A 25,028-nucleotide genomic window follows, 5' to 3' on the forward strand; every position below is an offset into this window, starting at 1 on the left:
TGGGTGCACGTGGGGGCGCAGCCGCCGCGCACCCCGTGGCATCAGCGGGATCAGCGGACAGCCCCTGCGAGCACGGCCGCCCTCTCCTCGACGCAGAAACCGGTGACCCCGGCGGCTTCGAGCGCGCTCAGCACGCGCGCCGAGACCTCGAGCGTCGAGACGGCGCGCCGGGCCGGCGGGTAGGGCCGCAGGTCGTCGTCGCTTTCGCCGGTGAACAGGATGATCGCGTAGCCGTCGAGCGGTTCCCCGCGTTTGGGGTGCAGCAGGACGGGCCGCAGCCGGTATCCGGTCGCGCCGGTGCGTTCGAGGACCTCGGCGAAGCGGCGGGAGACGACCACGGGGCCACGCAGACCGGTCGGCCACAGGATGTCACCCCGTCGGCCGGAGTTCTGCGTTGCGAGATACAGGTGTTCCGGCAGCGCGTCGAGATCGCCGGCGTCGATGACGTCGTGGATGTCTCGTCCGTCCGGCAGCAGCCAGAACTCCGGCCCGGTGGTGCGCTGGCCGAGCCAGCGGAGGCGCACCCACGCGTGCTCGCGGCCGGTTCTCCCCCGCAGCAGGAACCGCTCGGACGCCCGCTGCGGGCGGCGGACCCTGCGCTCGGAACTCCGCCGATCCGTCCCGCCAGGGCGCGCGTGATCTCGGTCTCTCATGGTGCCCATCTGCCCCCTCATCGGGGTATCGTGCATCGGATCCAACGCACGCCCCGCCCCAAGCGCCCCTCGTCGTCGAGGAGCACGGGGAAGACTCTAGACGGACGGATCGTTCTTCTCCACACCCGGGGGCCGCGCCGACTTTCCGCACCCCCGGCAAGGATTCTGGGGAGACCCGGTGACGCGGCGTCTGCTGATCGATGCGTGCCATGCACAGCGCACGGTAGCCGCGCCGGCAGCGCGGCGGGCGCGTCAGGCGCGCCGCACCCGGCTGCGTACGCGCTCGATGCCCGCGCACACGAGGAAGATCAGGAACGAGATCGTCGTGATGTACGGACTCACCGGCAGGGTTCCGGCGAGCGCGAGGAGGATGCCTCCGACCGCCGAGACGAAACCGAACGCCATCGCGAGCAGCGGAACGGCAACCGGCCCCGCAGCCACGCGCATGGCGGCCGCGGCGGGGGTGACCAGCAGTGCCATCACCAGCAGCGCACCGATGATGTGCACGCTCACCGCCACCACGAGACCGAGCACCACCATGAAGCCGATGCCGAGCGCCCGGGTCGGGATGCCCCGCGCTGCCGCAGAGACGGGATCGAGAGAGTCGAAGCGCAGCGGGTTCCAGGTCAGCACGAGCACGACGAGAGCGACGGCGCTGATGCCGATCAGCCAGCCGAGATCCGGTGTCGAGACCGACACGATCTGACCGGTCAGCAGACCGAAGCGGTTTGCGCTGCGCCCCTCGTAGAGCGACAGGAAGAGAATCCCCAGGCCCAGCCCGAACGGCATCAGCACGCCCACGATCGAGTTGCGCATCCGAGCGCGGGCGCCGAGCAGCCCGATCAGGAGCGCCGCGATGATCGCACCCCCGATGGAGCCCGCCACCACGCTGCCGCCGAACAGCAGCGCCGCGGCAGCCCCCGCGAAGGAGAGCTCGCTGATGCCGTGCACCGCGAAGGCGAGATCGCGCTGCATCACGAACACGCCGATCAGGCCGCCCACGACACCGAGCACGGCACCGGCGATGATCGAGTTCGACAGCAGGGCCACGAGCGCGCCGTAGTCCTGGAAGGAGAACACGTCGCTCCAGTCGAGGAGCGGATGGGTCATGCGGGTCCTCCGTCGCCGTGTTCGTGCTCGTGCTCGTGGTGGTGGGTCTCGGCATCGGGTGCGCCGACGACGAGCAGCCGGTCCCCCACCCGGGTCACGAACACCGGTGCCCCGTAGAGGTCCGAGAGCACCCGGCTCTGCAAGACCTCATCGGGGGTGCCGATCAGGACACGTCCCCCGGCGATGTAGAGCACCCGGTCGACGTCGCCGATGATCGGGTTGATGTCGTGCGTGACGAACAGCACGGCGGCGTCGCGCTCGCGGCGCTGCCGATCGATGATCTCGATCACCGCGCGCTGGTTGGCAAGGTCGAGGTTGGACAGCGGCTCGTCGCACAGCAGCAACGACGGGCGGTCGACGAGCGCCTGCCCCACCCGCAGCCGCTGCTGCTCGCCCCCGCTGAGCTCGCCGACGCGGCGCTGAGCGTAGCCGGTCGCGCCGACCTCTGCCAGAGCCGTGTCCACGCGTTCGCGGTCGCCGCGGTGCGGCAGAGGCAGACCGAAGCGGACCCCCTGCACCCCGAGCGAGACGACATCCCGTCCGCGCATCGCGGTGTCGGCGGGGAAGGCGTGCTGCTGCGGGATGTAGCCCACGTGCGGATTGCCACGGCGCACCGGCTCCCCCTCGATGCTGATGCTGCCGGCGCTGAGATCCTGCAGGCCCAGGATGGCTCGCAGCAGCGTGGTCTTGCCAGAACCGCTGGGGCCGAGCACGGCGATGAACTCGCCCGGCTCGACATCGAGGTCGAGCCCGGCCCAGAGCTCCCGTGGTCCGCGGCGAATCGCTGCGCCGCGGACCTCGAGGAGACTCACGACGTCAGCGCGGCGGCGAGGTGGGAGATCGCGTCGGCCATCCACTCAGCGTACGACGTTCCCTCGGGAAGCAGCTCCGTGAAGGTCACCACCGGGACCCCCGCGCCGGTCGCGGCCTTCTCGACGGCTTCCGTCTCGGGGCCGCCGGTCTGCGCGTTGGCGAGCACGGCCTTGACCGTGCCGTTCTCGAGGAGTGTCGTGGCCTCCAGCAGCAGGGCGGGCGGCACATCGCGCCCCTCCTCGACGGCGGCGGCGAAGCCGTCCGGTGCGACATCGTCGAGACCGGCGGCGGCCGCGATGTATCCGGGCAGCGGCTCGGTGAGCAGCACCGCGGTGCCGGAGGCCGTGCCCTTCAGCGTCTCGAGCTCGCCCTCCAGGCCCTCGAGGTCGGCGATCAGGGTGGCCGCGTTGGCCGCGAACTCGTCGGCGCCGGCGCTGTCCAGCGCGCTGAGCTGCTCGGAGATGCCCTCGACGACGTGGATCATCGTGTGCGGATCGAACCACACGTGCTCGTTGAAGCCCTCGATGTGGTTGTGCCCGTCGTGGTCATGATCGTCGGCGTGCGCGTCCGCATCGTCGGCGTGGTCATGGTCGTCGTGGTCGTGGTCGTCCGCGTGATCGTGATCCTCTGCCGCGTCGGCACCCTCGTGCGCGTCGGCGTGGTCATCGTGGTCGTGGCCCTCGGCGCCGGGGTAGTCGTGGCTGAAGGTCGCGGCGACGATGACGGGCGCATCGGATCCGTCGCGCAGCTCTTCCATGAAGGAGTCATAGCCGCCGCCGTTCTCGATCACCAGCTCGGCGCCCTGCACGGTGAGGCGGTCGCGGGCGGTGGCCTCGTAGGAGTGCGGGTCCTGGGACGACGAGGTGATGATCGATGTGACGTCGACGCGATCCCCGCCGATGGTCTCGGCGATGTCGCCGTAGACGTTGGTCGAGGCGACCACGACGATGCGGTCGGCGTCGCCGGCATCGGTCCCCTGCGCGGCGGGGGCCGGAGCGGAGCAGCCCGCGAGCAGGAGTGCGCCCGCGGCGCCGAGGCCGATGAGCGCGGCGAGGCGGGGCATACGGTTTCGTCGGTTGTGCGTCATGCCCCGATCCTATCACCGTAATGAGAATCATTCTCACCATCTGTTCCGCCTCCCCTGCGCGTCGCATCGCCGGTTCCGCCCTCCGCGTGAACGCGCACAGGGCGGGCGCAGCCCGCCGCGGGCGGATTCGGCGAGGACGGGCGGAACGGACTACGGACTAAGGACGGGAGCGGCGCATCTCGGCCGCCAGACCGGGGGTGCGCTCCTCAAGGTGCGCGATGATGTTCTCCGCCACATCGGGGGCCTTGTTCTGACTGAGCTTGGCGCGCGCGTCGAAGCGGTCGACGCGCATCCGCAGCCCCACCGTCCCCCGCGCGGCCCGGCGCGTGCCCTCAGGGTCCTCCGAAAGGCTGTGGCCGCCGGGGTGGTGCCGCTCGAAATGATCGGTGAGCAGCTCCAGCATCCGGTAGTTCTCCTCGTCGGAGAGCACCTCCGGCGTGCCGTAGAGGTGCGCGGTGACGTGATTCCAGGTGGGGATGATGTCGCCCGGCGCGTACCACGACGATGAGACATAGTCATGCGGGCCCTGGATGATCACCAGGACCTCATGCCGACCGAGCTCGTGCAGCTCGTCATCCGGCCGGCCGAAGTGGCTGACGATGACGATCTCCTCCGCGGTCTCGTCGAGGATCACCGGATAGTGCGATGCGACGAGCCCGGTGGATGCCGGCGAGACGAACGTCGCCCACGCGTTGCCGCGGATGAGGCGCTTGACCTCCTCCGGATCGTCCATCACGTACCGGGGTGTGTGTCTCATCGGCCCAGCCTACGAGGTCGCCCGCAGCGCACGGCACGACACCGCCGCGGGTGGTGCGGGTCGGCCGGCGACCGACCCGCACCACCACCACGCCCCACGGTCAGGGAGCGAGCCACACGGTCGACTCCGGCGGCACGACACCCGGGGCGCCCGGGGCGCTCGACAGCACGACGCGCAGCCCGTCCACGGCGAGCGCGAAGGGCTCAGCGCCGAAGTTCGTCACCACCTGCCAGCCGTTCGGGCGGGCGAAGCGCAGCACGTCCGCACGGCCGGTGTCGATCCAGTCGAGCTCCTCCCCGGTCTGCAGCTCGTGCCGCAGCGCGAGCGCCCGGCGGTAGAGCGAGAGCGTGGAGTCCGGGTCGCCCTCCTGCTCCGCGACGGCGACGTCGGCGAACCAGGCCGGCTGCGGGAGGTGCGCTTGCGCCGCACCGAACCCGAACGACGGGCCGTCAGCCGTCCAGGGCAGCGGCACCCGGCATCCGTCCCGCCCGTACTGCTCCTGGTTGGTGCGGAAGAACGTCGGGTCCTGCCGCTCCTCCGCGGGGATCTCGGCCACTTCGTGCAGCCCGAGCTCCTCCCCCTGGTAGAGGTACGCCGAGCCGGGCAGGCCGAGCAGGAACAGGCTGGCCGCCGCCGCCCGGCGCAGCCCGCCCACACGGTCCAGCTCTGCGGGATCCGCCCCGGACTCCAGCCAGCCCCCGCCATGCCGGTGGGGCACCGCACCCTCGGCCGCCGGCAGCGTCAGACCGTAGCGCGTGGGATGGCGGAAGACGTCGTGGTTGGAGAGCACCCAGGTGCTCGACGAGCCGGAGGCCGCCGAGAGCACGATGTTGTGCGTGACGATGTCGCGGAACGCCGCCGCATCGAACGCCGCGGTCAGCAGGTCGAAGTTGAACGACTGCCCGAGGCTCCCGGGTGCGGCGTACTTGGGCACCCGGTCGGAGGCCACCCAGGCCTCCGCCACGGCCGTGCGCGGCGGATCGTAGGAGTCGAACACCTCACGCCATGCGGCGTACACCTCGTGCACGTCGTCACGGTCGAACAGCGGGTGGTTGCCATCGACCGGGATCTGCGCGAGCTCCGCCTTCGACGGCAGCGGCTCGGTGAGGTCCTTCGTGAGCATGTGCGCCACATCGATGCGGAAGCCGTCCACCCCGCGATCGGACCAGAAGCGGAGCGTGTGCAGGAAGTCTGCCCGCACGTCGGGGTGGTCCCAGTTGAGGTCGGGCTGCTCGGTGGCGAAGTGGTGGAAGTACCACTGTCCGTCGTCGACGCGGTGCCAGGCCGGACCGCCGAACACCGACTCCCAGTCGGTCGGCGGCTCGGTGCCGTCCGGCCCGGATCCCTCCCGGAAGATGTACCGGTCGCGCGCTGCCGACCCGCGCCCCGCGGCGAGCGCCTCCTGGAACCACGCGTGCTGGTCGGAGGTGTGGTTCGGGACGATGTCGACCACCACGCGGATGCCGCGGGCATGGAGCGCGGCGACCATCGCATCGAAGTCGTCGAGCGAGCCGAGCCGCGGATCGACGTTGCGGTAGTCGGCCACGTCGTACCCGCCGTCGGCGAGCGCCGACGGGTAGAACGGGCTCAGCCAGACCGCATCGACGCCGAGGTCGGCGAGGTAGTCCACACGCGACAGGATCCCGGGGATGTCGCCGATGCCGTCGCCGGTGGCATCGGCGAAGCTGCGCGGGTAGATCTGATAGACAACGGCCTGCCGCCACCACGGCGCGATCGCGGTCGGGGTGGAGGCATCGACGACGGTCGTCTCTGGCATTCGGGGATCTCCTTCTCTTTCGCTCTTGCTGGTACGGTTTCGCGCCACGGCGGCGGGACAGGTCAAGATCGCCCGGCCGCCGAGCGGAGGTCAGCCCTTCACCGCTCCCTGTGTGACACCCTCCATCACCCAGCGCTGCGTGAACAGGTAGGCGACGATCGCGGGAGACATCGCCATGAGGTAGGAGGCGAACGACACGTTGTAGTTGTTGCTGAACTGCGTCTGGAACAGGTGCTGACGGACAGGGAGGGTCTGCAGGGCCGGATCCGAGATGATGAGCGACGGCATCATGAAGTCGTTCCAGGCGTACAGGAACGCGAAGATACCGACCGTGGCGCTCATGGGGGCGAGCAACGGGAAGATCAGCCGCCAGAACGTCTGCCAGGTGGTCGCCCCGTCGATGCGCGCGCTCTCCTCGAGCTCGAGCGGGATCGAACGCAGGAACGCCGTGAACAGCAGCACGCTGAAACTGAGCTGGAACATGGTGGCCAGGATGATCACTCCGAGCGGGTTGTCCAGCCCCACGCGTCCGGTCAGCTGGATCTGCGGCAGCGCCACCACCGGAAACGGGATGAACATCGCCGCCAGCAGGTAGAAGAACGACCAGCGGAAGAGCCGGCGCTCCCAGTTGCGCACGATCGCGTAGGACGCCAGTGCCGCCAGCACGATCGTGGCGGCCACCGTTCCGGCCGTGACGAGGAGCGAGATGCCGGCGCCGACCGGCCAGTTGGTCAGGTTCCATGCGGTGATGAAGCCCTCGATCGAGAACGGCGCCGGCAGGGAGAACGCATTGCCGTCGACGGCCTGGCCGGTGGTCTTGAAAGCCATCGAGATGGTCACGTACAGCGGCAGGAGCACGGTGACCGCGCACAGCATCAGGATGATCGTGCCAGACCAGTTGACGCGCTCCATCGCGAACCGCGACCGCTTGGACGTGCCCTGGGCGAGCGCGAGCGCCCGCGTGTCGTCAGCGACGACGGGTGTGGTGGTCGACATCAGAGGGCGTTCCTTCCGCGGTTCACCGAGAGCTGGAGCAGGGCGATGATGATGGCGACGATGAAGAAGATGGTGGCGTTCGCCATCTGATACGCGTAGTCGCCGCCGTTGAATCCGGCGATGATCGTCATCGCCACGCTGCGCGTCGCGGTTCCCGGGCCGCCGTTGGTGAGGCCGACGATGATGTCGTAGGCGTTGAGGAAGCCCTTGAATCCGAGGATCACGTTGATCACGACATACCCGGCCACGAGCGGCAGGGTGATCCGCGTGAGCTGCTGGAACGTGCTCGCGCCGTCGAGGTCCGCGGCCTCGTAGACGTCGCCGGGCACCGCGAGCAGACCCGCGATGTAGATGAGCATCGTTGCCGGGACGGCCTGCCATGCGGTCACCGCGACGATCGCGACCCACGCGAGATCGGGGTTGGCGAGCAGGCTCGTCTCCAGCCACGGCACGCCGAGCGCCGCACCGGCCGCGGGGATCGAGTTGGAGAAGAGGAAGTTGAAGACGTAGGCGATGATGATGCCGGAGACCACCATCGGGATCACGAAGATCGTGCGCAGTCCGGTCTTCCAGCGGATCCGGGAGGTGAGGCCGACCGCGAGGAGGAACGCGATCACGTTCACCACGACCACGGTCGCCAGCGAGAATCCGAACGTGAACAGGTAGCTCTGGAGGATGGCCGGATCGCTGAACACCGCGATGTAGTTGGTGAGGCCGTTGAAGCTCCACTCGCCGATGCCGATCGAGTCGGTGAAGCTGAAGAAGATGCCGACGACGCCGGGCAGCGTGATCGCCAGGGTGAACAGCAGCACGGTGGGGATCAGAAACAGGTAGTAGATGGGTTCGACGCGCCGGGTGCTGCGCTGCGGCGTCCGCCCGGCGGTGACGATCGTGGTCGTGGTGCTCACTCTGCGGACTCCTTCGTCTCGCTCTGGGCCTCGGTGCGCACCGGGGCGCGGAATGCGAGGCGCGCCCAGTCCGCGTCGAGCGTGCGCAGGATGTCGGCGGGCCTCGAACCGAGCGCCAGCGCCTGGGCGTAGTTGAAGACCGGGATGGTCTTGGGGATGAGGACGGATGGCCCCTGGTAGATCTGGCCGTTGTCGACGTACGGGATCATCCCCGCGACCCGCGGGTCCTCGGGAGCAGGAGCGGAGATGGTGGGGGTGAACCCGAGCTGCGAAGTGTTGTAGGCCTCGATGATCTCCGGCTGGTAGATGTACTCCAGGAACGCGCGGGCGCCGTCCGGGTTGCGCGCCCCCGCGGGGATCATCGCCGCGAGATCGAGGTTGACGCGCACCGCGAGGTCGTCCGGGTCGTCGGTCATCGGCAGCGGGAACGTGCCGAGCTCGAGGTCTGGGGCGGTCTTCGCGATCTCGCTGAAAGCCCAGGGACCCTGCAGGTACATCGCCGCCTGGCCGCCGGCGAAGGCCAGGTTCCCGTCGCCATAGCCGCGGCTGTTGGCGTCGCTGTTGACGTAGGAGCCGAGCAGCTGCTGCATGCGTTCGACCGGCTCGGCGAACTCCGCCGAGAACGACGTCTCGAAGTCCGGTCCCACCTCGGCGCCGGCGGCGGCGAGACGGTCGAAGAAGTCGATCACGTCGAGGGACCCGCCAACGGTGTAGTCGAACCACCCCTGGCCGACGGTCCAGTCGTCCTTCAGGGTCGCGGAGAACGGCGTGATGCCCGCCGCGACGAGGCGGTCGCACACGGCGATGAGCTCGTCCCAGGTGGTGGGCACCGCGATGCCGGCTGCCTCGAAGATCTCCCGGTTGTAGATCACTGCGGATGCCATCACCGAGTAGGGCAGGGCACTCGTGCGCCCGTCGCACGAGCCGTACTGGTCGAGCAGCGGCTGGTACTCCTCCCGGATCTGCGCGGCAGCGGCCGTATCGCTCAGATCGCTGAGGGCGCAGCGGTCGACGAACCGGGCCACCTCCATGTTGTAGTTGGCGAGCATGAGGTCGGGCGGGTTGCCGCGCACGAAGCTCGCCGAGACGACGTCCACCCCGGAGGTGTCGATGACCACGCGCACGTCGTCCTGGGACGCGTTGTAGTCGGCGACGACCTGGGTCATGAAACCGATCGCCTCGCGTTTGCTGAAGGTGAACCGCACCGTGTCGCGACCGTCGGCAGAGCATCCGGCGAGAAGAGACCCGCCGAGCACGAGCACCGCACCGACCGCCAGCGCGCGTCCTGCGCGTGAAAATGTTCGGGACACCGTTGTCCTTCCATGAGAGGGAGATTAAATCTAATCACCAAATTAACTGATGAGCACGGTACTCTCACCCAGGGAGGAGGTCAAGAGCCGTGAAGGGTTTCACCGCAGAAGCCGGTCGGACGAGCATCGACGCCGTGCTGTCGTTCAGCTGGGATGCGCGTCTGGTCACCGCCTCCGACGCGATGGAGGCCACCGGCCTGACCCGCTCGACCGTGATCGACGCGATCGACACGCTCGTGGGCATCGACGTGCTGCGCGAACTGCCCAACGCCCGCGCCGCGGGACAGCAGTACCGCGGCGGACGACCGGCCCGCCGGTTCGAGATCCCCGCGGACACGGGCGTGGTCGTCGGCATGGACGCCGGGGACGCCCACCTGGCCGTCACGGTCGCCGACCCCTTCGACCGCGTACTCGCGCACCGTCGCATCACGATCAACCACACCCGCACCCGCCAGGCTTACCGGCACCGCATCCTCAGCCTGCTGGACGACACCCTCGCCGCGGCAGGCACGACGCGCGAACGCATCCTCGCCGTGTGCGCCGGTGTGGCAGCCCCCGTCGACCGCGACGGCGTGTCTCCGCCGCACCCCGAGCGCTTCTGGGAACGCACCAACCCCGGGCTCGTCGACCTGCTCGCCGACTGCGCGCCGTTCGTCGAGGTGAAGAACGACGCCCAGCTCGCCGCCGTCGCCGAGGCCGCGGCGGGCGCAGCGGCCGGCTGCGACGACTTCGTCGCCCTCCTCACCGGTGAGCGGTTCGGCGCGGGCGTGGTAGTCGATGGCCACCTGCTCCACGGCGCACACGGCGGCGTCGGCGAGGGCGTGGTGTTCGATCACGTGATCGGGGTCGGCTCCGCCTTCGGCCTGCGCTACGCCATCGAGCGGCATGTGCGCGAGGCGCTCGACACCGGCGCGATCTCCGCTGCGGGCGCCCTGGCCGCCCTCGGCCGCGACGACGACATCCCGCCTCGCGCCGTGCTGGCCCTGGCCGCCGCAGGAGACCCCGATGCCCTGCTCGTCGCGGAACGCGTCGGCTCACTGCTGGCGACCGTGATCGGCGTGCTCGGCAGCACCTTCGACCCGGCGCGCGTGATCCTGTGCGGGGCGATCGCGGAGAGCATCGAGCCGGTGCTGGCCGCCACCCGCCGAGCCCTCCCGGAACGCCTGCACCTCCCCGCCCCCGAGGTGATCGCCTCGTCGCTGGGCGCAGACGTCGTCACGCGCGGTGCGGTGGCGCGTGCGCGCGAGATCGCGCGCACGCAGACCATGCCACTGCTCGTGCGCGAGAGGCTGCACAGCACGGCGTGACCGTGCGCGAGCGGTCCGGTCCGGCGGCGCGGTTCAGTCCACCAGCAGTGCGGGCTCCTCGAGCACGGCGGCGACATCCGCCACGAAGCGGCTCATGCCGTCACCGTCGATCACGCGGTGATCGAAAGAGCCGGCGACCGTGGTCACCCACCGCGGTCGCACCTCGCCGTCCACCACCCAGGGCTTCTGGCTGATGCGGCCGAGCGCCACGATCCCGGACTCACCCGGGTTGATGATGGGCGTGCCGGCATCCATCCCGAACACCCCGATGTTGGTGATCGTGATGGTGCCGCCCTTCTGCGCCTCCGGGGTGGTCTTGCCCTCGCGCGCGGTCACCGTGAGGCGCTCCAGCGCGCGGGCCAGGTCGCGCATGCCCATCGCATGGGCGTCCTTGATATTCGGCACGAGCAGCCCGCGCGGCGTGGCAGCGGCGATGCCCAGGTTCACGTACTGCCGCACCGCGATCTCCGCGCCGCCGTCCGTGTCGATCCACGCGGCGTTCACCAGCGGGGTGCGACGCGCAGCCCAGATCACCGCGCGCGCCATGATGAGCAACGGGGAGACCCGGATGTCGGCGAAGTCGGGCGAGGCCTTCAGCCGCTTCACCAGCTCCATCGTCCGTGAGGCGTCGACGTCCTTCCACACCGTCACGTGCGGAGCGGTGTAGGCGCTCTGCACCATGCCGTTCGCCATCGCCTTGCGCACGCCCTTGACCGGGATCGTCTCGGTGCGCACGTCGGCGTCCGGGCCGGCCATCGCCCGCCCCGGCGCGGGCGGCGCGACCGCCGATGCGGCGCGTTCCGGCGTGACCGGGATGCGCTCCTCGCGCGCCTCGCCCCACTCCGGGGTCTCGATGTTGCGGAAGACACTCGCCTGCGCGGCGTGCTTCACGACGTCGTCCCTGGTCACCTCGCCATCGGCGCCGGTCGCGACGACCTCGGTCAGATCCACGTCGAGGTCACGCGCGAGCCTGCGGATCGGGGGCTTCGCCACAACCCCCACCGACGAGCGGACCGGACGCTCTGGCGCCTTCCGGCGGCGTGAGGTCGCGCCCCCGCCGGAGCCGTAGCCCACCAGCACCGAGCCGCCCCCCTCCTCAGCCGCGGGCGCGGCAGGCGCTTCCGGGGCCGCGGATGCCGGGCTCTCGGAGACGAACGTGATGATCGCGGCGCCGACGTCGACGGTCGCTCCCTCCGCCACCAGCAGCTCTCCCACCACACCGGCGTGCGGGGAAGGCAGCTCGACGAGCGACTTCGCGGTCTCGATCTCGCAGATGACGTCGTTGATCGCCACCGCGTCGCCCGGCGCGACGCGCCACGAGACGATCTCGGCCTCGGTCAGGCCCTCACCGACGTCGGGAAGGGTGAATGTCTGAGTGCTCATCGGGGGTCCTTTCGAGAACGGTCCGCTGCCCGGCGAACCCTACTCAGGCAAAAAGTACGGAAGGGGGCAGACCCCCCGGCCGAAACCGGCTCTCCGCTCGATTCTTCCTGAGTTCGGTCGTGGGAGGGGAGCATCATCGCGTGTTGATCAGTACGCTAAGGCCCGGTCGACACCCTCGAGGATGCGATCGGGATCCGGGAGGTAGGAGCCCTCCAGCTTGGCCGGGGGGAACGGGATGTCGAATCCGGACACCCGGATGACAGGGGCCTCGAGCGCATAGAACGCACGCTCTGCGACGGTCGCGGCGATCTCGCTGCCGACGCTGACGTTCGCCGGCGCCTCCTGGGCGTAGACCATGCGGCCGGTGCTGCGCACCGAGTCGAGGATCGGCCCGTAGTCGATGGGAGACAGCGAGCGCACGTCGACGACCTCGCAGCTCGTGCCCTCCGCGTCGGCGAGAGCGGCGGCCTGCAGGAGCGTGGCAACCATCGCGCCGTGCCCCACGAGGGTCACGTCGGTGCCGCGGCGCACGATGCGCGAGGCGTGCAACGGCACAGCGGGGGCGTCCAGATCGACCTCGCCCTTGGACCAGTAGCGGCTCTTGGGCTCGAGGAAGACCACCGGGTCGTCCGAGCGGATCGCCTGCTGGATCATCCAGTAGGCGTCGTTCGGGGTCGACGGCGAGACGACCCGCAGTCCCGGAGTGTGCGCGAAGTAGGTCTCCGGGCTCTCCTGATGGTGCTCGACCGCGCCGATGTGGCCGCCGTAGGGGATGCGGATGACGACCGGCATCCGCAGACGGCCCTCGTGCCGGTAGGTGAGCTTGGCCAGCTGCGTGGTGATCTGGTCGAACGCGGGGAACACGAACCCGTCGAACTGGATCTCGCACACCGGGCGGAACCCGGTCATGGCCAGTCCGATCGCGGTACCCACGATGCCAGACTCCGCGAGCGGGGTGTCGAGCACGCGCTGCTCACCGAAATCGCGCTGCAGATGCTCGGTGACGCGGAACACGCCACCGAGACGTCCGATGTCCTCACCCATCATGAGAACTCGGGGATCGTCGTCCATCGCGGCCCGCAGCCCCGCGTTCAGAGCCTTGCTGAACGGCATCGTCTCGAGCGTCATGCGTCCCCCTCGAAGGATGCCTCGTAGGCGGCCAGCCACGCGCGCTGTTCGTCGATGAGCGGATGCGGTTCGCTGTACACGTGGTCGAACATGCCCTCCCGCGGCGGTGGCGAGAGCGCGACCGACCGCTCACGCAGATCGTTCGCGGCATCCGCGGCCTCGGTCTCGACGTCGGCGAAGAAGCCTTCCGCGGCACCACGCCCCTCGAGGAAGACCCGCATGCGGGCGATCGGGTCGCGCTCGGCCCACGAGGTCTCCTCGTCGCTCGTGCGGTACTTCGTGGGGTCGTCACTGGTCGTGTGCGCACCCATGCGATAGGTCACGGCCTCGATCGCGCGCGGGCCCTCGCCGGCGCGCGCCTCGTCGAGCAGTTTCCTGGTCACGGCGAAGCTGGCGAGCACGTCGTTGCCGTCGATCCGCTCGCTGGGGATGCCGTAGCCGGCGCTGCGACCCGCCAGCGGAACCGGCGACTGGGTGCTGACGGGCACCGAGATGGCCCAGTGATTGTTCTGCAGGAAGAAGACCTCGGGCGTGCGGTAGCTGGCGGCGAACACCATCGCTTCGTGCACGTCGCCCTGGCTCGATGCTCCGTCGCCGTAGTAGACCATCACGGCTTCGTCGCGCTCCGGGTCCCCGGTGCCGCAGCGCCCGTCGAACACCAGCCCCATGCCGAAGCCGGTCGCGTGCAGCGTCTGCGAGCCGAGCACGAGCGTGTAGAGGCGCGTGTTGCCGTTGGCGGGGTCGGTGGGGTCCCATCCGCCGTGCGAGACACCGCGCATCAGCTTGATGATGTCGACCGGGTCGACACCGCGGATGCGGGTGACGACGTGCTCACGGTAAGACGGGAAGATCGTGTCCTGCGGTCGAGCAGCGCGGGCCGATCCGACCTGCGCGGCCTCCTGCCCACGACTCGGCGGCCAGAGGGCCAGCTGGCCCTGGCGCTGCAGATGGGTCGCCTGCTCGTCGATCGCACGGATCACGACCATGTCGCGGTAGAACTGCTCAAGGTCGGCGTCCGTGAGAGCGTCGATCAGCGGCAGGAAGCGTTCGGCAGCCGGGGTGGGCGCGAAGTTTCCGGAGGCGTCGAGGACGCGAACGGGGGCGGTCTCAGACGAGGTCACCGTTCTACGGTATCCGAGCAGACGGCCGGGACGCTGGAGGGTTCACACAACGGATCCGGCGATCCGCAGGATCTTCTCCACCGATCCATGCTCGGCGACGGATATACGCGGCCTTCCGCCGGCGTTCCGGCTCGGCATCGGCAGGGCCGCGCCTCACAACCCGCGGGCCGTCGGCCCTCGCAGGTTGTGCGACACGAACCCGAGCGACGGCGATGCGCCAGGCGGCTACCCGTGTTCGCGGGTGCGACGCAGCGCCCGCCGGACGGCGCGCACCGCGAAGGCCATGCCGACGCCCACGGCGAGCGATGCGGCCCCGAGCATCAGAAGCAGCAGGGGAACGTCGAGCTCTGCCGTGTAGATGAGCATGGTCCCGCCGATGACGACGACCGGGAGCACGGCGAGGATCACCACGCCCACGGCGAGCGTCTCGGACCGGCTCGATGCGCCGATCAGGAGCAACCCTCCGAGCCACGCGAGGAGAGCGACGGCGAAGACCACCCACCGCTCCCCCGCCGCACCGACCGGGATGAGCCGCGCCCCGAGAGCGAGGATCAGTACCCCCGAAAGCAGGAGCCCCGCCCCCAGGATGATCCTTCCCCTGCTGGTCACGTCGCTCCCACCACAATCCCCCTCGCCGCACGGCCACCCTGCGCACGAGAAGACCTCTGCTGCCCGTTTGGCTGCCGACGGTCAAGCCAACCACGGGCCCGCGGCCGCGAACCTGGACACAGGTCTTGACCTGATCGCCCACAGGTCTCGATCTGATCGCCCACAGGTCTCGGACGTGCTCGCCCTGGCCCCCGGGAGGCGGCAGCGCTCCGGCCCCTTCCGCCGGAGACGGAGAACCTCGCCGAGCAGTGGCTCGCAGAGACAGATCCCGCCTCTCGGCCGCGAAGCCGCCGGGTGACGAACCTACGCCAGGTCGCCGACGACCCGCAGGACCCTCTCCACCGACTCGGGTTCTCCGACGGAGATCCGCACGCCGTCGCCCGGGAATGCACGCACGATGATCCCGCCCGCGTCGAGCGCCTCCGCGATCTCGGTCGCGCGCTCTCCCGCGGGCAGCCACACGAAGTTGCCCTGGGCGTCTGGCACCGTCCAGCCCGCAGCGCGCAGGCCGTCGACCAGCGCGGCCCGGCGCTCGACCAGCACGACCACGCGCTCGCGCAGCTCCGGCTCGGCGTCGAGGCTCGCGATCGCGGCTTTCTCGGCCGCCGAGGTCACCGACAGCGGGATCGCGGTGCTGCGGGCGGCGTCGAGCACGCGCGGATGTCCGATCGCGTAGCCCACGCGCAGGCCCGCGAGCCCGTATGCCTTGGAGAACGTGCGCAGCACGACCACGTTGGGGTGCTGCTCGAAGACACGCTCGGCGAGGCCGTCGACGGCGTCCCCGTCGGTCACGAACTCGGCATAGGCCTCGTCGAGCAGCACCAGGAGGTCGCCGGGCACGCGGGCGAGGAACGCCGCGAGCTCAGCGGTCGTGATCACCGGGCCGGTGGGGTTGTTCGGCGTGCACAGGATGACGCAGCGCGTGCGATCCGTGATCGCATCGGCGATCGCGTCCAGATCGTGACCGGCGTCATCGCGCAGGGGCACCGGCACAGAACGCGCACCCGCGACGAGAACCAGGCTGGGATAGGCCTCGAACGAGCGCCAGGCGTAGACGACCTCGTCACCCTCCGCGCACGCCGCCTGGATGAACTGGGCCAGGATCGACACGCTCCCGGTGCCGATGTGCACAGCATCCGGCTCGACGCCGTACCGCTCGCCCAGGCGCGCGCGCAACGCTCCGGCCGTCGCGTCAGGGTACCGATTGAACGGCACTGCCTCGTCGAGCGATGCGACCACAGACGGCAGCGGGTCGAACGGGTTCTCATTGCTGGAGAGCTTGAACGCGTCGGCCCCGGCCGGCCGCCCCTGACGGTACGGCGGCAGGGCGGCGATCTCGGGACGGATGCGGGGAAGGACCGGTTCGCTGCTCACGAGCAGAGTCTAGGGCTGCGTCGCCTCGCCCGCCCGGTCTGCCGGTCTTTTTCCGGTCCGCTCCGCACGGGGTACCTGCCGTCGCCCACGGGGCCGTGCAAGACTGAGCAGACCATGCGCTTCATCGTCCGCGTCGCCGTCAACGCCTTCGCGATCTGGGTGGTCACCCTGATCCCGTTCCTCCAGGTCTCGATCACCGCTTTCGCCCCGGGCGAGACGCTGCAGCTCGTTCTGACCCTGCTGGCCGTCGGGGCGATCTTCGCCGTGGTCAACACCGTGGTGGGCGGCCTCATCCGCATCGTGGCTTTCCCGATCTACATCCTCACCCTCGGCCTGGTGTCGTTCGTGGTCAACGGGTTCCTGCTGTGGCTGACCGCGTCGCTCACCGAGCCGTGGGGCTGGGGCCTGTCGGTTCCGTCGTTCTGGTGGGGTGTGGTCGCCGCTTTCCTGATCTCGGTGATCAACGCGTTCTTCGGCGCCCTGCTGCGCCCGCAGCAGAAAAAAGAGCGCCGCTAACGACTGCCTCGATCTGGCCGTTCATCAGCCCGAAAGAGAATCGCGGCTGATCACTCGGCGGCCCACGCGCCCACCTGGACGTCAACGGCCCTCACCCCCATGCGACGGTGCTACCGTAGGCGACTCGAGGGGGCCCACCCATGAGCAAGACACCAGCACCGGAGCGCCGCACCGGCGCCCGGCGACTGCCTGCCTCCGGCCTCGCTGATCGCCGCGGACGCCCGCTCCACGACCTGCGGATCTCGGTGACCGACCGCTGCAACTTCCGCTGCGTGTACTGCATGCCCCGCACCGTCTTCGGGCGCGACTATGCGTTCCTCGACCGCGACGAGCTGCTCAGCTTCGAGGAGATCGAGCGCATCTCCCGCGCCGCGGTCGATCTCGGCGTGCACAAGCTCCGCCTCACCGGGGGCGAGCCTCTGCTGCGCCGCGGCATCGAAGACCTCATCGCCCGGCTCTCCCGCATCCGCACGCCGGCCGGCGACCGCGTGGAGCTCGCCCTCACCACCAACGGCTCGGCGCTTCCCGTCAAGGCCGCAGCGCTTCGCGAGGCCGGGCTGGATCGCGTGACCGTGTCGATCGACTCCCTCGACGAGACGCTGTTCCAGGCGATGAACGACGTGCGTTTCCCGTTGTCCCGGGTGCTCGACGGCATCGAGGCTGCTCATGAGGCAGGGCTCGGTCCGGTCAAGCTGAACATGGTCGTCAAGCGCGGCGTCAACGACAGCGAGATCGAGCACATGGCGGCGCGCTTCAAGGGCACCCCCTTCACCCTGCGGTTCATCGAGTACATGGATGTCGGGACATCCAACGGCTGGTCGCTCGACGAGGTCGTGCCATCGGCGGAGATCATCGCACGGATCTCCGCCCTGTTCCCGCTCGAACCGGTCGGCGCTGCGGCCCCCGGCGAGACCGCGAAACGCTGGCGGTACGCCGATGGCGACGGCGAGATCGGCGTGATCTCGTCCGTGACGAACGCTTTCTGCGGCACCTGCAGCCGGGCCCGCATCTCCACCGAGGGAAAGCTGTTCACCTGCCTGTTCGGCACCGAGTCGCACGACCTCCGTGCTCTGCTGCGCAATGGATCGTCCGATGACGATCTGCGCACGGCCCTCGCCGGCATCTGGGGCGTGCGCGACGACCGCTACTCGGAGATCCGCTCCGCCCTCACGCCGGAGCTGCGCGCCGCGCGCCCCCGAGCGGAGATGAGCTACCTGGGCGGATAGCCCCATCCGGGGTGGGTGCGCCGCCGACACGGCACGACGCGCGCCGCGTTCACGAGCCGCCCCTGCGGGCGACGTACTCCACGGCCGTGACACCCTGCGCTTCGGCCAGGCGCGCATAGCGGTCGACGAGCGCCTGGACGCTCGGATCAGCCGCGGCATCCGCCATCGTCGCCGTCTCGGCGTAGGCGCCGAGCCCGTGCGCCGGCAGCAGCAGATCGTGCAGGCCGGCGACCGGGTCGGCGACGCGCTCGATCACGACGCTCTCCCGATCCCCGGTGCCCGCGATCGAACCGCCGCCCGCGAGCGCCGCGACCGGGTCGTCGGTGTGCCGCACGGTGACGCTCAGCGTCTCCGGCCCCGCGCTCGGTTCCACGGGAGAGCCGAGGGCGACGAGCGTCGGGACGACGTAGCCGCCGGCCATCACCAGCCACGCGCCGATCATGGCGCCCTGCGAATACCCCACGATGTGCACGACGTCGCCCGGCCGAGCTCCGGAGGCCGCGAGCGCATCGACCACGGCCTGGTACGAGTCGCTGCGCTCCGCATCGGCGTACAGCTGAAGATTCGACCTCATGTCCCAGGGGTCGTCCCCGCCGAACCCGGGCGACTGGGTGCCCCCGACATAGAGGATGTGCTCGTCGGCGCCGTCGGGCATCTCATACGTCTCGACGCGCACCTGCGCGCCGGTACGCTGCGGAAACCTGCCGATCAGATCACGGAGCCCCGCCGGGGGGCCGGGGACCGCCGCACGCGCGACCGGCCGGACGACGACCGGTCCTGCCCGACCGGCGAGGCGGCTGCCGGGCGGGATGATCCCCCGCCCGGCGCGCTGCACAGCCCCGGCGAACCCGGCGAGGCCGAGCGCGAGGCCGCCGCCGAACGGGCCCGGCCAGCCGCCCAGGTGGCGGATCGCGTCGTAGCGGCCCTGCACCGCGCCCCCGATGAGATCATCGGCGAGCAGGGCCGCCCCCGGGTTCAGCAGCTCCCGCTCCTGCAGGTCGCGCTGGATCGCCGCGAGGGCCGAGACACCGGAGGAGGGCAGCAGATCACGCGCCGCACGCTGCTCGACGATCGCGTAGGCATCGGCCATGAGCTGCAGTCCGCGCGCGAGCACCCGCACCTCGTCGGTGAGCTCGTCGATGCCCCGCGACCACCCCCACAGCACCAGCAGCATGCCGGAGATCGCCGCTGCCGCCGGCTGCCCGGCCGCCTGAGACCGGCGCACGTCCTCCGCGGCCTCCGCCAGCATCGCGGCGATGCGCCACGATGATGCCGCGAGCTCCTGCATCACCCCGGTGTCGACCGCGACGGCACCCCCGTGGGAGAAATCCAGATCGCTCATCGGGGCATCCTGTCGAGTTCGTCACAGAGCCGAGCGCGCTCGGCGGCGATGCGCTCCAGCAGCGCCCCCAGCCGCCGGTGCATCGCGGTGAGCCCCGCGGTGCGGCACCGCAGGTCCGTGCGCACCGCGCACCCCAGCGCATGCGCGGCGTCGAACCGGTCGATCGCGTCGGCCAGAGCCCGGCGGGCCTCGGCGAGTGCAGCGGCCTGCTCCGGGGAGAGAACAGGGACGGAGAGGAACGTCATGGCACCACCCTCCCGTCCGGCGAGGCGTGCGCGCGCTGCGCCCGCAGACTCTGTGCAGATCTTCCCCGCCGCACCGATTGTGTCCATCTGCCCTTTCCGCTGACGGCGCCGGAGGGCAGAATGACCCCATGCGGTTCCACGTGATCTTCGTGTGCACCGGCAACATCTGTCGATCCGTCATGGCGGAGGCCGTGTTCCGCGACCTCGCCGCGCGTCGCGGACTCGCCGATCGCATCGTCTCGTCGTCGGCCGGCACCGGCGACTGGCACGTGGGCGAGCGCGCGGACGCGCGCACCATCGCGGCGCTCGAGCGCCGCGGCTACGACGGTTCCCGGCATCGCGCCCGCCAGTTCACCAGCGCCGATTTCGCGGCGAACGACCTCGTCATCGCCCTCGACCGCGGCCATGAGCGCGTCCTGCGGGAGTGGGCGCGCGACGAACCGGAGGAGGGCAAGGTCGCTCTCCTCCGTTCCTTCGACCCCCAGGCGGGCGGTCCGGACGTGCCGGACCCCTACTATGCCGACCCGGAGATGTTCGACGACGTGCTCGGTATGATCGAACAGGCCGCGCGGGGGCTGTTCCACCAGCTCGAACCTGCGCTCCGGCCACCCGCGCCGCGCCTCTGAGGCGCCCGATCAGGAGGATTCCCCTGACTGTCCAGCCCTCGCTTCCGCCCCAGCCGCTGAGCCCGCTCGACGGCCGTTACCGTGCTGCCGTCGCCCCGCTGGCCGACTTCCTCTCCGAGGCCGGTCTGAACCGCGCCCGTGTCGAGGTGGAGGTCGAGTGGCTCATCGCCCTCACCGACCGCTCCCTGTTCGGCACCGCTCCCCTCTCGGACGCCGACAAGGACCGTCTCCGCGCGCTCTACCGCGATTTCGGCCAGGCCGAGATCGACTGGCTCGCCGAGCGCGAAGCGGTCACGCGCCATGATGTGAAGGCCGTCGAGTACCTCGTGCGCGATCGTCTCAGCACCCTCGGCCTGGACGCCATCGCCGAGCTCGCCCACTTCGCGTGCACGAGTGAGGACATCAACTCCGCCTCCTACGCGCTCACCGTCCGGCGCGCGGTTCTCGGTGTGTGGCTGCCCGCCCTGCAGCAGGTCATCGACCGGCTCCGCGAGCTCGCGGTCGAGCACGCCGACGCCCCGATGCTCTCGCGGACGCACGGCCAGCCCGCCACCCCCACCACGATGGGCAAGGAACTCGCCGTCTTCGCCCGGCGCCTGGAGCGCGTCGCCGCTCAGATCGCCGGCTCCGAGTTCCTGGCGAAGTTCTCCGGCGCGACCGGCACGTGGTCGGCGCACATCGCCGCCGAGCCGGACGCCGACTGGCCCGATATCGCCCGCGGGTTCATCACATCGCTCGGAATCGACTTCAACGACCTCACCACTCAGATCGAGCCGCACGACTGGCAGGTGGAGCTCTACGACCGGGTGCGTCATGCCGGCGGCATCCTGCACAACCTCGCGACCGACATCTGGACCTACATCTCGCTGGGCTACTTCGCGCAGATCCCGGTGGCGGGGGCGACCGGATCCTCGACGATGCCGCACAAGATCAACCCGATCCGGTTCGAGAACGCCGAGGCGAACCTGGAGATCGCCGGAGGCATCCTGGCGACCCTCTCGCAGACGCTCGTGACCTCGCGCCTGCAGCGCGACCTCACCGACTCGACCACGCAGCGCAACATCGGCGTGGCCCTGGGTCACTCGCTGCTCGCGCTGGACAATCTGCGCCGCGGCCTCGGCGAGATCTCGCTCTCGCGCGATGTGCTCCTGGCCGACCTCGACACCAACTGGGAGGTGCTCGCCGAGGCCATCCAGACGGTCATCCGCGCCGAGGTGGTCGCCGGCCGCTCGACGATCAGCGACCCGTATGCGCTGCTGAAGGACCTGACCCGCGGAAACCGTGTCGGGGCGACCGAGATGGCCGCGTTCGTCGCGGATCTGGAGATCGGCGACGCCGCGAAGCAGCGGCTCCTCGCGCTGCGCCCCGAGACGTACACGGGCCTGGCGGAGCGCCTGGCCCGCTGACCGGGACGACCCGCCGGGCACGGCCGTGCTCAGCGGGCGGGCTCGTCCCCCTTCAGCCCGCTCGTGATCCGGCGCAGCAGCGCAGGCGCGTCGTCCTCGGACAGCATCACCTCGATGAGCGCTCCCCGGGAGGTCTGCGCCGTCGTGAGCGCAGCGTCCAGCTCCGCGCACGTGCGCACCGTCGCGGTGCTGGCCTGCGGAGCGCCGAGAGCGGCGGGGAGCGCTGTCCAGTCCCACGGCGTGATGTCCTGGTAGACCGCCTCGGGGCTCTGGATCATCCGCTCCACGGTGTAGCCGTTGTTGTTCAGCAGCAGCACCGTGGGCGCGTCGTCGAGGCGGAGCAGGGCCCCGAGCTCCTGGACGGTGAGCTGAGCAGCACCGTCGCCGATGATGAGCAGCGCCGGACGTCCGGGGCGGGCGAGGACGCCGCCCAGTGTCGCGGGCAGCGTGAACCCGATCGACGACCACACCGGCTGCCCCAGGAAGTCGCATCCGTCCGGCAGATGCATCGACAGCGCGCCGTAGTACGACGTGCCGGCCTCGGCGACCACGAGCGTCTCCGGCTCGATCCTGCTCTGCAGAAGCGGCCAGAGGTTGTCGTGGCAGATCGGCTCGTCGCCGGCCGCCGGCGCGCCCGAGTGGGAGACCGGCTCACGGTCCGCGCGTTCGCCGGCATGCTGCGAGAGTTCGGCGGCCACGGCAAGCACCGCGTCAGTCAGCGTGATCCCGCGGATGCGCTCCGCGCCGATCTCGGCGAGGTCGTGCTGCAGACGGATACGCACGCCGGATTCGAGCGACTGGGTGAAGAAGCCCGTGGTGAAGTCCGTGTCGACGGTGCCGATCGAGACCAGCACATCCGCCGCCTCCACGGCGCGCCTGGTCTGCTCCGACGGCGTGAGAGATCCGGCATACACGCCGAGAGACGCCGGGTCGCTGTCGTCGAGCAGGGCCTTGCTGGAGAACTGCGAGGCCACCCGCACGCCGCTGACGCCGGCGAGCCGGCGCACCGCCGACTCCGCGCCGAAGCGGTGGGCGCGAGCACCCGTGAGCGCCGTGATCACCGGGGCCTCCGCTGCGTCCGACGCGGCCAGCGACTCCGCCAGGAGCTCACGGAACCGGGCGAGCGCGTACTCGTCGCTCGCGGGCGCGGCCGACAGGGGCTCCGCCAGAGCGGAGCCGTCGATGGGAATCCTGGCCAGGTCGGAGGGCACTCCGAGGTAGACCGGCTTGGAGAGCGCGACGGCGGCGGAGAGAACGCGGTCGATCGTGGCGGCGGCCGTCGCCGGGCTCTGCACGACCTCGACGACGGCGTTGACCTCCCGCTGCATGCGGAGGAAGTGGTCATGGTCGCCGTCGGCCAGGGTGTGGTGCAGCGGCAGGTCGGCGAGGCGCGCCGTGCGGCTGGGCATCCCGACGATGTGCACCACGGGAACATCCTCGGCGAAGCTGCCGGCCGTGCCGTTCACCGCGGAGAGCTCGCCGACGCCGTACGTGGTCGCGAGGGCGCCGATGCCGCGCTTGATCCGGGCGTAGCCGTCTGCGGCATAGGAGGCATTGAGCTCGTTCGCCGACCCCTGCCACACGATGTCGTCCCCCGCGAGGATCTCGTCTAGCAGTCCCAGGTTGAAATCGCCCGGCACGCCGAACAGGTACCCGCAGCCCAGCTGGTGCAGGCGACGGGCGATGTAGCCGCCGACGGAGACAGAGGAAGAATCAGACATGATCGTTATGCTCAGCAATAGACGGGATCATCGGCAAATCACCCGATGAACATCGATCCGTATGCTCACTTCAACCGGCTTGATGGCCTTTCTCTTGAACAGATCGACCAATTCTGAGAGGCTCGCATGATGATCGACGACACCGACCGCCGCATCCTCCTCGCCCTCGATGCCGACCCGCGCTCCTCGGTGGCCTATCTGGCCGAGTCGCTCCGCCTCGCGCGCGGCACCGTGCACGCCCGGCTGCGCCGGCTGCAGGAAGACGTTCTGGTGCTCCCGGAGACCACGAAGATCCCCGGGGGGCAGCTCGGTCACCCGCTGCGCGCGATCGTGACCGCCGAGGTGGACCAGTCGGAGTTCAGCGGACTGCTCATCGACGTGGCACGCATCCCGGAGGTCGTCGAATGCCTGGGGATGTCCGGCGACAACGACCTGCACATCGAGATCGTCGCCCGCGACGCCGACGATCTCTACCGCATCACGCAGACGGTGATGGGCTGCCGGGGCATCCGGCGCACATCCACGTCGATCGTGCTGCGCGAGCTCCTGGGCAGGCGCATGTCGCAGCTTCTGCGCGACGGAGCAGTGCCCGCAGCGACGCCGCGCCAGGGTCAGCCCGCGGCGGCGGGCTTGTCGTCTTCTTCGTCGTCGTAGAGCACAGGACGATCGACGGTCTTGGTGATCTCGACCGGGTCGACGGCGAGCATCAGCATCGCCAGCATCAGCAGCGTCGCGATGAACGCGATGCCGCCGACCACGAAGCCCAGCGCGACCGGCGGCAGGCCCTCGTAGGTGCCGCGCGCGATCGCCGCGTTGACGTCAGCGGTGAACGCGCCGGTGGTCACCAGCGTCACGACCGCCGCGAACACCCCGCAGACCAGCGCGAATCCGATCAGCTGCACCGGGCGCATCAGCTGACGGCGCAGGGGTTTCTCCGGGGTGCCGTCGGGGACGGACGCGTCGTTCACAGGGACCCTCCGTTCTCGGCCGCCGCAGGTGCCTCGCCGGGGGCAAGAGTGCGCACCGGAAGAGGGCGCGCGGGCGAGAAGGCAGCGATACCGAGGTAGACCGCGAGCAGCGCCGCGTAGGCGCCGAAGATCCCCACCGCGAGCGTGATGCCGGTGAGCACGTAGCTGCCGCCGCCCTCGATCGAGTAGTTCAGGGCGAAGCTCGACGGCACCAGGAGCAACGCGACGGCCAGCAGCAGGGTCAGGGCCCCGCTCGTGAGCTCGTCGCGTGCGCCCGGCGCCTGTGCGCGGCGACCGGTGAGCCCGACGGCGAGTTCGATGATGCCGACCACGACCGCCCACACGATCACGAGCCCGAAGAACATGGTGGTGCTGCGCAGCGGCGGCAGACCGGCGATCAGGCCGGCGGCGAAGAAGATCGCCGCGCGCACCACGTTCAGCGCGCGCGCACCCGGCACGATCCACGCGGCGAGCGCGAAGACGAGCGCCGTCGCAATGGCGAACCCGCTGAACACAGCCAGGCCCACATCCGCGGAATGATCGGCGGAGAAGGTGATCATGAGCGCCGCGAGGGCGGCGAAGGCCGCGCGTGCCATCTGGACATGACGTGCGTTGAGGCTGCGTGCAGGCGCGGACATGCTCTTC

Annotated in this window: 25 protein-coding genes; 6 read left to right on the forward strand and 19 right to left on the reverse strand. The window is 70.2% G+C overall.

Annotated features, from left to right (window positions below):
- Window positions 1-50: 50 nt before the first annotated feature.
- From AC3RXY_RS08635 to AC3RXY_RS08675, 9 genes are all read right to left on the reverse strand, one after another.
- Window positions 51-524: a hypothetical protein gene (locus AC3RXY_RS08635; protein ID WP_498224594.1), complete on the reverse strand. Its 474-nt coding sequence runs from the start codon at window positions 522-524 to the stop codon at window positions 51-53.
- A 381-nt stretch (window positions 525-905) separates the two neighbouring features.
- Window positions 906-1,763: a metal ABC transporter permease gene (locus AC3RXY_RS08640; RefSeq protein WP_491510504.1), complete on the reverse strand. Its 858-nt coding sequence runs from the start codon at window positions 1,761-1,763 to the stop codon at window positions 906-908.
- Window positions 1,760-2,575, reverse strand: coding sequence for a metal ABC transporter ATP-binding protein (locus tag AC3RXY_RS08645; protein ID WP_491510505.1), 816 nt, complete (start codon window positions 2,573-2,575; stop codon window positions 1,760-1,762). The genes AC3RXY_RS08640 and AC3RXY_RS08645 overlap by 4 nt, the downstream gene beginning before the upstream one ends.
- The gene (locus tag AC3RXY_RS08650; protein WP_491510506.1) at window positions 2,572-3,663 is read right to left on the reverse strand and encodes a metal ABC transporter solute-binding protein, Zn/Mn family; all 1,092 of its coding nucleotides are present in this window, start codon (window positions 3,661-3,663) and stop codon (window positions 2,572-2,574) included. The genes AC3RXY_RS08645 and AC3RXY_RS08650 overlap by 4 nt, the downstream gene beginning before the upstream one ends.
- A 157-nt stretch (window positions 3,664-3,820) precedes the next feature.
- Window positions 3,821-4,420: an FMN-binding negative transcriptional regulator gene (locus AC3RXY_RS08655; protein WP_491510507.1), complete on the reverse strand. Its 600-nt coding sequence runs from the start codon at window positions 4,418-4,420 to the stop codon at window positions 3,821-3,823.
- Window positions 4,421-4,520: 100 nt separating this feature from the next.
- Window positions 4,521-6,197 carry a glycoside hydrolase family 13 protein gene (locus AC3RXY_RS08660; RefSeq protein WP_491510508.1) on the reverse strand — a complete coding sequence of 559 codons (1,677 nt, stop codon included), beginning with the start codon at window positions 6,195-6,197 and terminating at the stop codon, window positions 4,521-4,523.
- A gap of 90 nt (window positions 6,198-6,287) precedes the next feature.
- Window positions 6,288-7,109, reverse strand: a complete 822-nt coding sequence (locus AC3RXY_RS08665) for a carbohydrate ABC transporter permease (RefSeq protein ID WP_491510712.1) — start codon at window positions 7,107-7,109, stop codon at window positions 6,288-6,290.
- Window positions 7,110-7,192: 83 nt separating this feature from the next.
- The gene (locus AC3RXY_RS08670; protein ID WP_491510509.1) at window positions 7,193-8,101 is read right to left on the reverse strand and encodes a carbohydrate ABC transporter permease; all 909 of its coding nucleotides are present in this window, start codon (window positions 8,099-8,101) and stop codon (window positions 7,193-7,195) included.
- Entirely contained in the window at window positions 8,098-9,411 is a 1,314-nt protein-coding gene (locus tag AC3RXY_RS08675) for an ABC transporter substrate-binding protein (RefSeq protein WP_491510510.1), read from the reverse strand. The genes AC3RXY_RS08670 and AC3RXY_RS08675 overlap by 4 nt, the downstream gene beginning before the upstream one ends.
- Window positions 9,412-9,500: 89 nt before the next feature.
- Between AC3RXY_RS08675 and AC3RXY_RS08680 the strand changes: the two genes are divergently transcribed.
- Window positions 9,501-10,718, forward strand: a complete 1,218-nt coding sequence (locus AC3RXY_RS08680) for an ROK family protein (RefSeq protein WP_491510511.1) — start codon at window positions 9,501-9,503, stop codon at window positions 10,716-10,718.
- A gap of 33 nt (window positions 10,719-10,751) precedes the next feature.
- Here the strand turns inward: AC3RXY_RS08680 and AC3RXY_RS08685 are convergent, their stop codons facing one another.
- The 5 genes from AC3RXY_RS08685 to AC3RXY_RS08705 form a co-directional block, all read right to left on the reverse strand.
- The gene (locus tag AC3RXY_RS08685) at window positions 10,752-12,101 is read right to left on the reverse strand and encodes a dihydrolipoamide acetyltransferase family protein (RefSeq protein ID WP_491510512.1); all 1,350 of its coding nucleotides are present in this window, start codon (window positions 12,099-12,101) and stop codon (window positions 10,752-10,754) included.
- A gap of 147 nt (window positions 12,102-12,248) precedes the next feature.
- Window positions 12,249-13,229, reverse strand: coding sequence for an alpha-ketoacid dehydrogenase subunit beta (locus tag AC3RXY_RS08690; RefSeq protein WP_491510513.1), 981 nt, complete (start codon window positions 13,227-13,229; stop codon window positions 12,249-12,251).
- Window positions 13,226-14,350, reverse strand: a complete 1,125-nt coding sequence (locus AC3RXY_RS08695) for a thiamine pyrophosphate-dependent dehydrogenase E1 component subunit alpha (protein ID WP_491510514.1) — start codon at window positions 14,348-14,350, stop codon at window positions 13,226-13,228. The genes AC3RXY_RS08690 and AC3RXY_RS08695 overlap by 4 nt, the downstream gene beginning before the upstream one ends.
- 225 nt (window positions 14,351-14,575) lie before the next feature.
- Complete coding sequence (locus AC3RXY_RS08700) at window positions 14,576-14,959, reverse strand: hypothetical protein (protein ID WP_491510515.1); 384 nt, start codon at window positions 14,957-14,959, stop codon at window positions 14,576-14,578.
- Between the two features lie 303 nt (window positions 14,960-15,262).
- Window positions 15,263-16,333 carry a histidinol-phosphate transaminase gene (locus tag AC3RXY_RS08705; RefSeq protein ID WP_491510516.1) on the reverse strand — a complete coding sequence of 357 codons (1,071 nt, stop codon included), beginning with the start codon at window positions 16,331-16,333 and terminating at the stop codon, window positions 15,263-15,265.
- A gap of 114 nt (window positions 16,334-16,447) precedes the next feature.
- Between AC3RXY_RS08705 and AC3RXY_RS08710 the strand changes: the two genes are divergently transcribed.
- Window positions 16,448-16,849 (forward strand): phage holin family protein, encoded by a 402-nt coding sequence (locus AC3RXY_RS08710; RefSeq protein ID WP_491510517.1) that lies wholly within the window; start codon window positions 16,448-16,450, stop codon window positions 16,847-16,849.
- Window positions 16,850-16,989: 140 nt separating this feature from the next.
- Complete coding sequence (gene moaA, locus AC3RXY_RS08715) at window positions 16,990-18,075, forward strand: GTP 3',8-cyclase MoaA (RefSeq protein ID WP_491510518.1); 1,086 nt, start codon at window positions 16,990-16,992, stop codon at window positions 18,073-18,075.
- 49 nt (window positions 18,076-18,124) lie between these two features.
- On the opposite strand, the gene AC3RXY_RS08720 is transcribed toward moaA, so the two are convergent.
- Both AC3RXY_RS08720 and AC3RXY_RS08725 read right to left on the reverse strand, forming a co-directional pair.
- On the reverse strand, window positions 18,125-19,417 hold the full coding sequence (locus AC3RXY_RS08720) for a hypothetical protein (RefSeq protein ID WP_491510519.1): 1,293 nt from the start codon (window positions 19,415-19,417) through the stop codon (window positions 18,125-18,127).
- Complete coding sequence (locus tag AC3RXY_RS08725) at window positions 19,414-19,662, reverse strand: hypothetical protein (protein ID WP_491510520.1); 249 nt, start codon at window positions 19,660-19,662, stop codon at window positions 19,414-19,416. Before AC3RXY_RS08725 ends, AC3RXY_RS08720 begins: the two co-directional genes overlap by 4 nt.
- 128 nt (window positions 19,663-19,790) lie before the next feature.
- On the opposite strand from AC3RXY_RS08725, the gene AC3RXY_RS08730 reads away from it, so the two are divergent.
- Together AC3RXY_RS08730 and purB are read left to right on the forward strand one after the other, a co-directional pair.
- Complete coding sequence (locus AC3RXY_RS08730) at window positions 19,791-20,288, forward strand: low molecular weight protein-tyrosine-phosphatase (RefSeq protein ID WP_491510521.1); 498 nt, start codon at window positions 19,791-19,793, stop codon at window positions 20,286-20,288.
- An 8-nt stretch (window positions 20,289-20,296) separates the two neighbouring features.
- Window positions 20,297-21,694, forward strand: coding sequence for an adenylosuccinate lyase (gene purB / locus AC3RXY_RS08735; RefSeq protein ID WP_491510713.1), 1,398 nt, complete (start codon window positions 20,297-20,299; stop codon window positions 21,692-21,694).
- 29 nt (window positions 21,695-21,723) lie between these two features.
- Here the strand turns inward: purB and AC3RXY_RS08740 are convergent, their stop codons facing one another.
- Window positions 21,724-23,415 (reverse strand): alpha-keto acid decarboxylase family protein, encoded by a 1,692-nt coding sequence (locus AC3RXY_RS08740; protein ID WP_491510522.1) that lies wholly within the window; start codon window positions 23,413-23,415, stop codon window positions 21,724-21,726.
- A 129-nt stretch (window positions 23,416-23,544) separates the two neighbouring features.
- Between AC3RXY_RS08740 and AC3RXY_RS08745 the strand changes: the two genes are divergently transcribed.
- Window positions 23,545-24,069, forward strand: coding sequence for an Lrp/AsnC family transcriptional regulator (locus AC3RXY_RS08745; protein WP_491510523.1), 525 nt, complete (start codon window positions 23,545-23,547; stop codon window positions 24,067-24,069).
- Here the strand turns inward: AC3RXY_RS08745 and AC3RXY_RS08750 are convergent.
- Together AC3RXY_RS08750 and AC3RXY_RS08755 are read right to left on the reverse strand one after the other, a co-directional pair.
- Window positions 24,027-24,383, reverse strand: a complete 357-nt coding sequence (locus tag AC3RXY_RS08750) for a hypothetical protein (protein ID WP_491510524.1) — start codon at window positions 24,381-24,383, stop codon at window positions 24,027-24,029. The two genes, AC3RXY_RS08745 and AC3RXY_RS08750, sit on opposite strands and share 43 nt — an antisense overlap.
- Window positions 24,380-25,021, reverse strand: a complete 642-nt coding sequence (locus AC3RXY_RS08755; protein ID WP_491510525.1) for an acyl-CoA synthetase — start codon at window positions 25,019-25,021, stop codon at window positions 24,380-24,382. The genes AC3RXY_RS08750 and AC3RXY_RS08755 overlap by 4 nt, the downstream gene beginning before the upstream one ends.
- Window positions 25,022-25,028 lie beyond the last annotated feature (7 nt).

It is taken from the genome of Microbacterium longlingense, assembly GCF_058349825.2.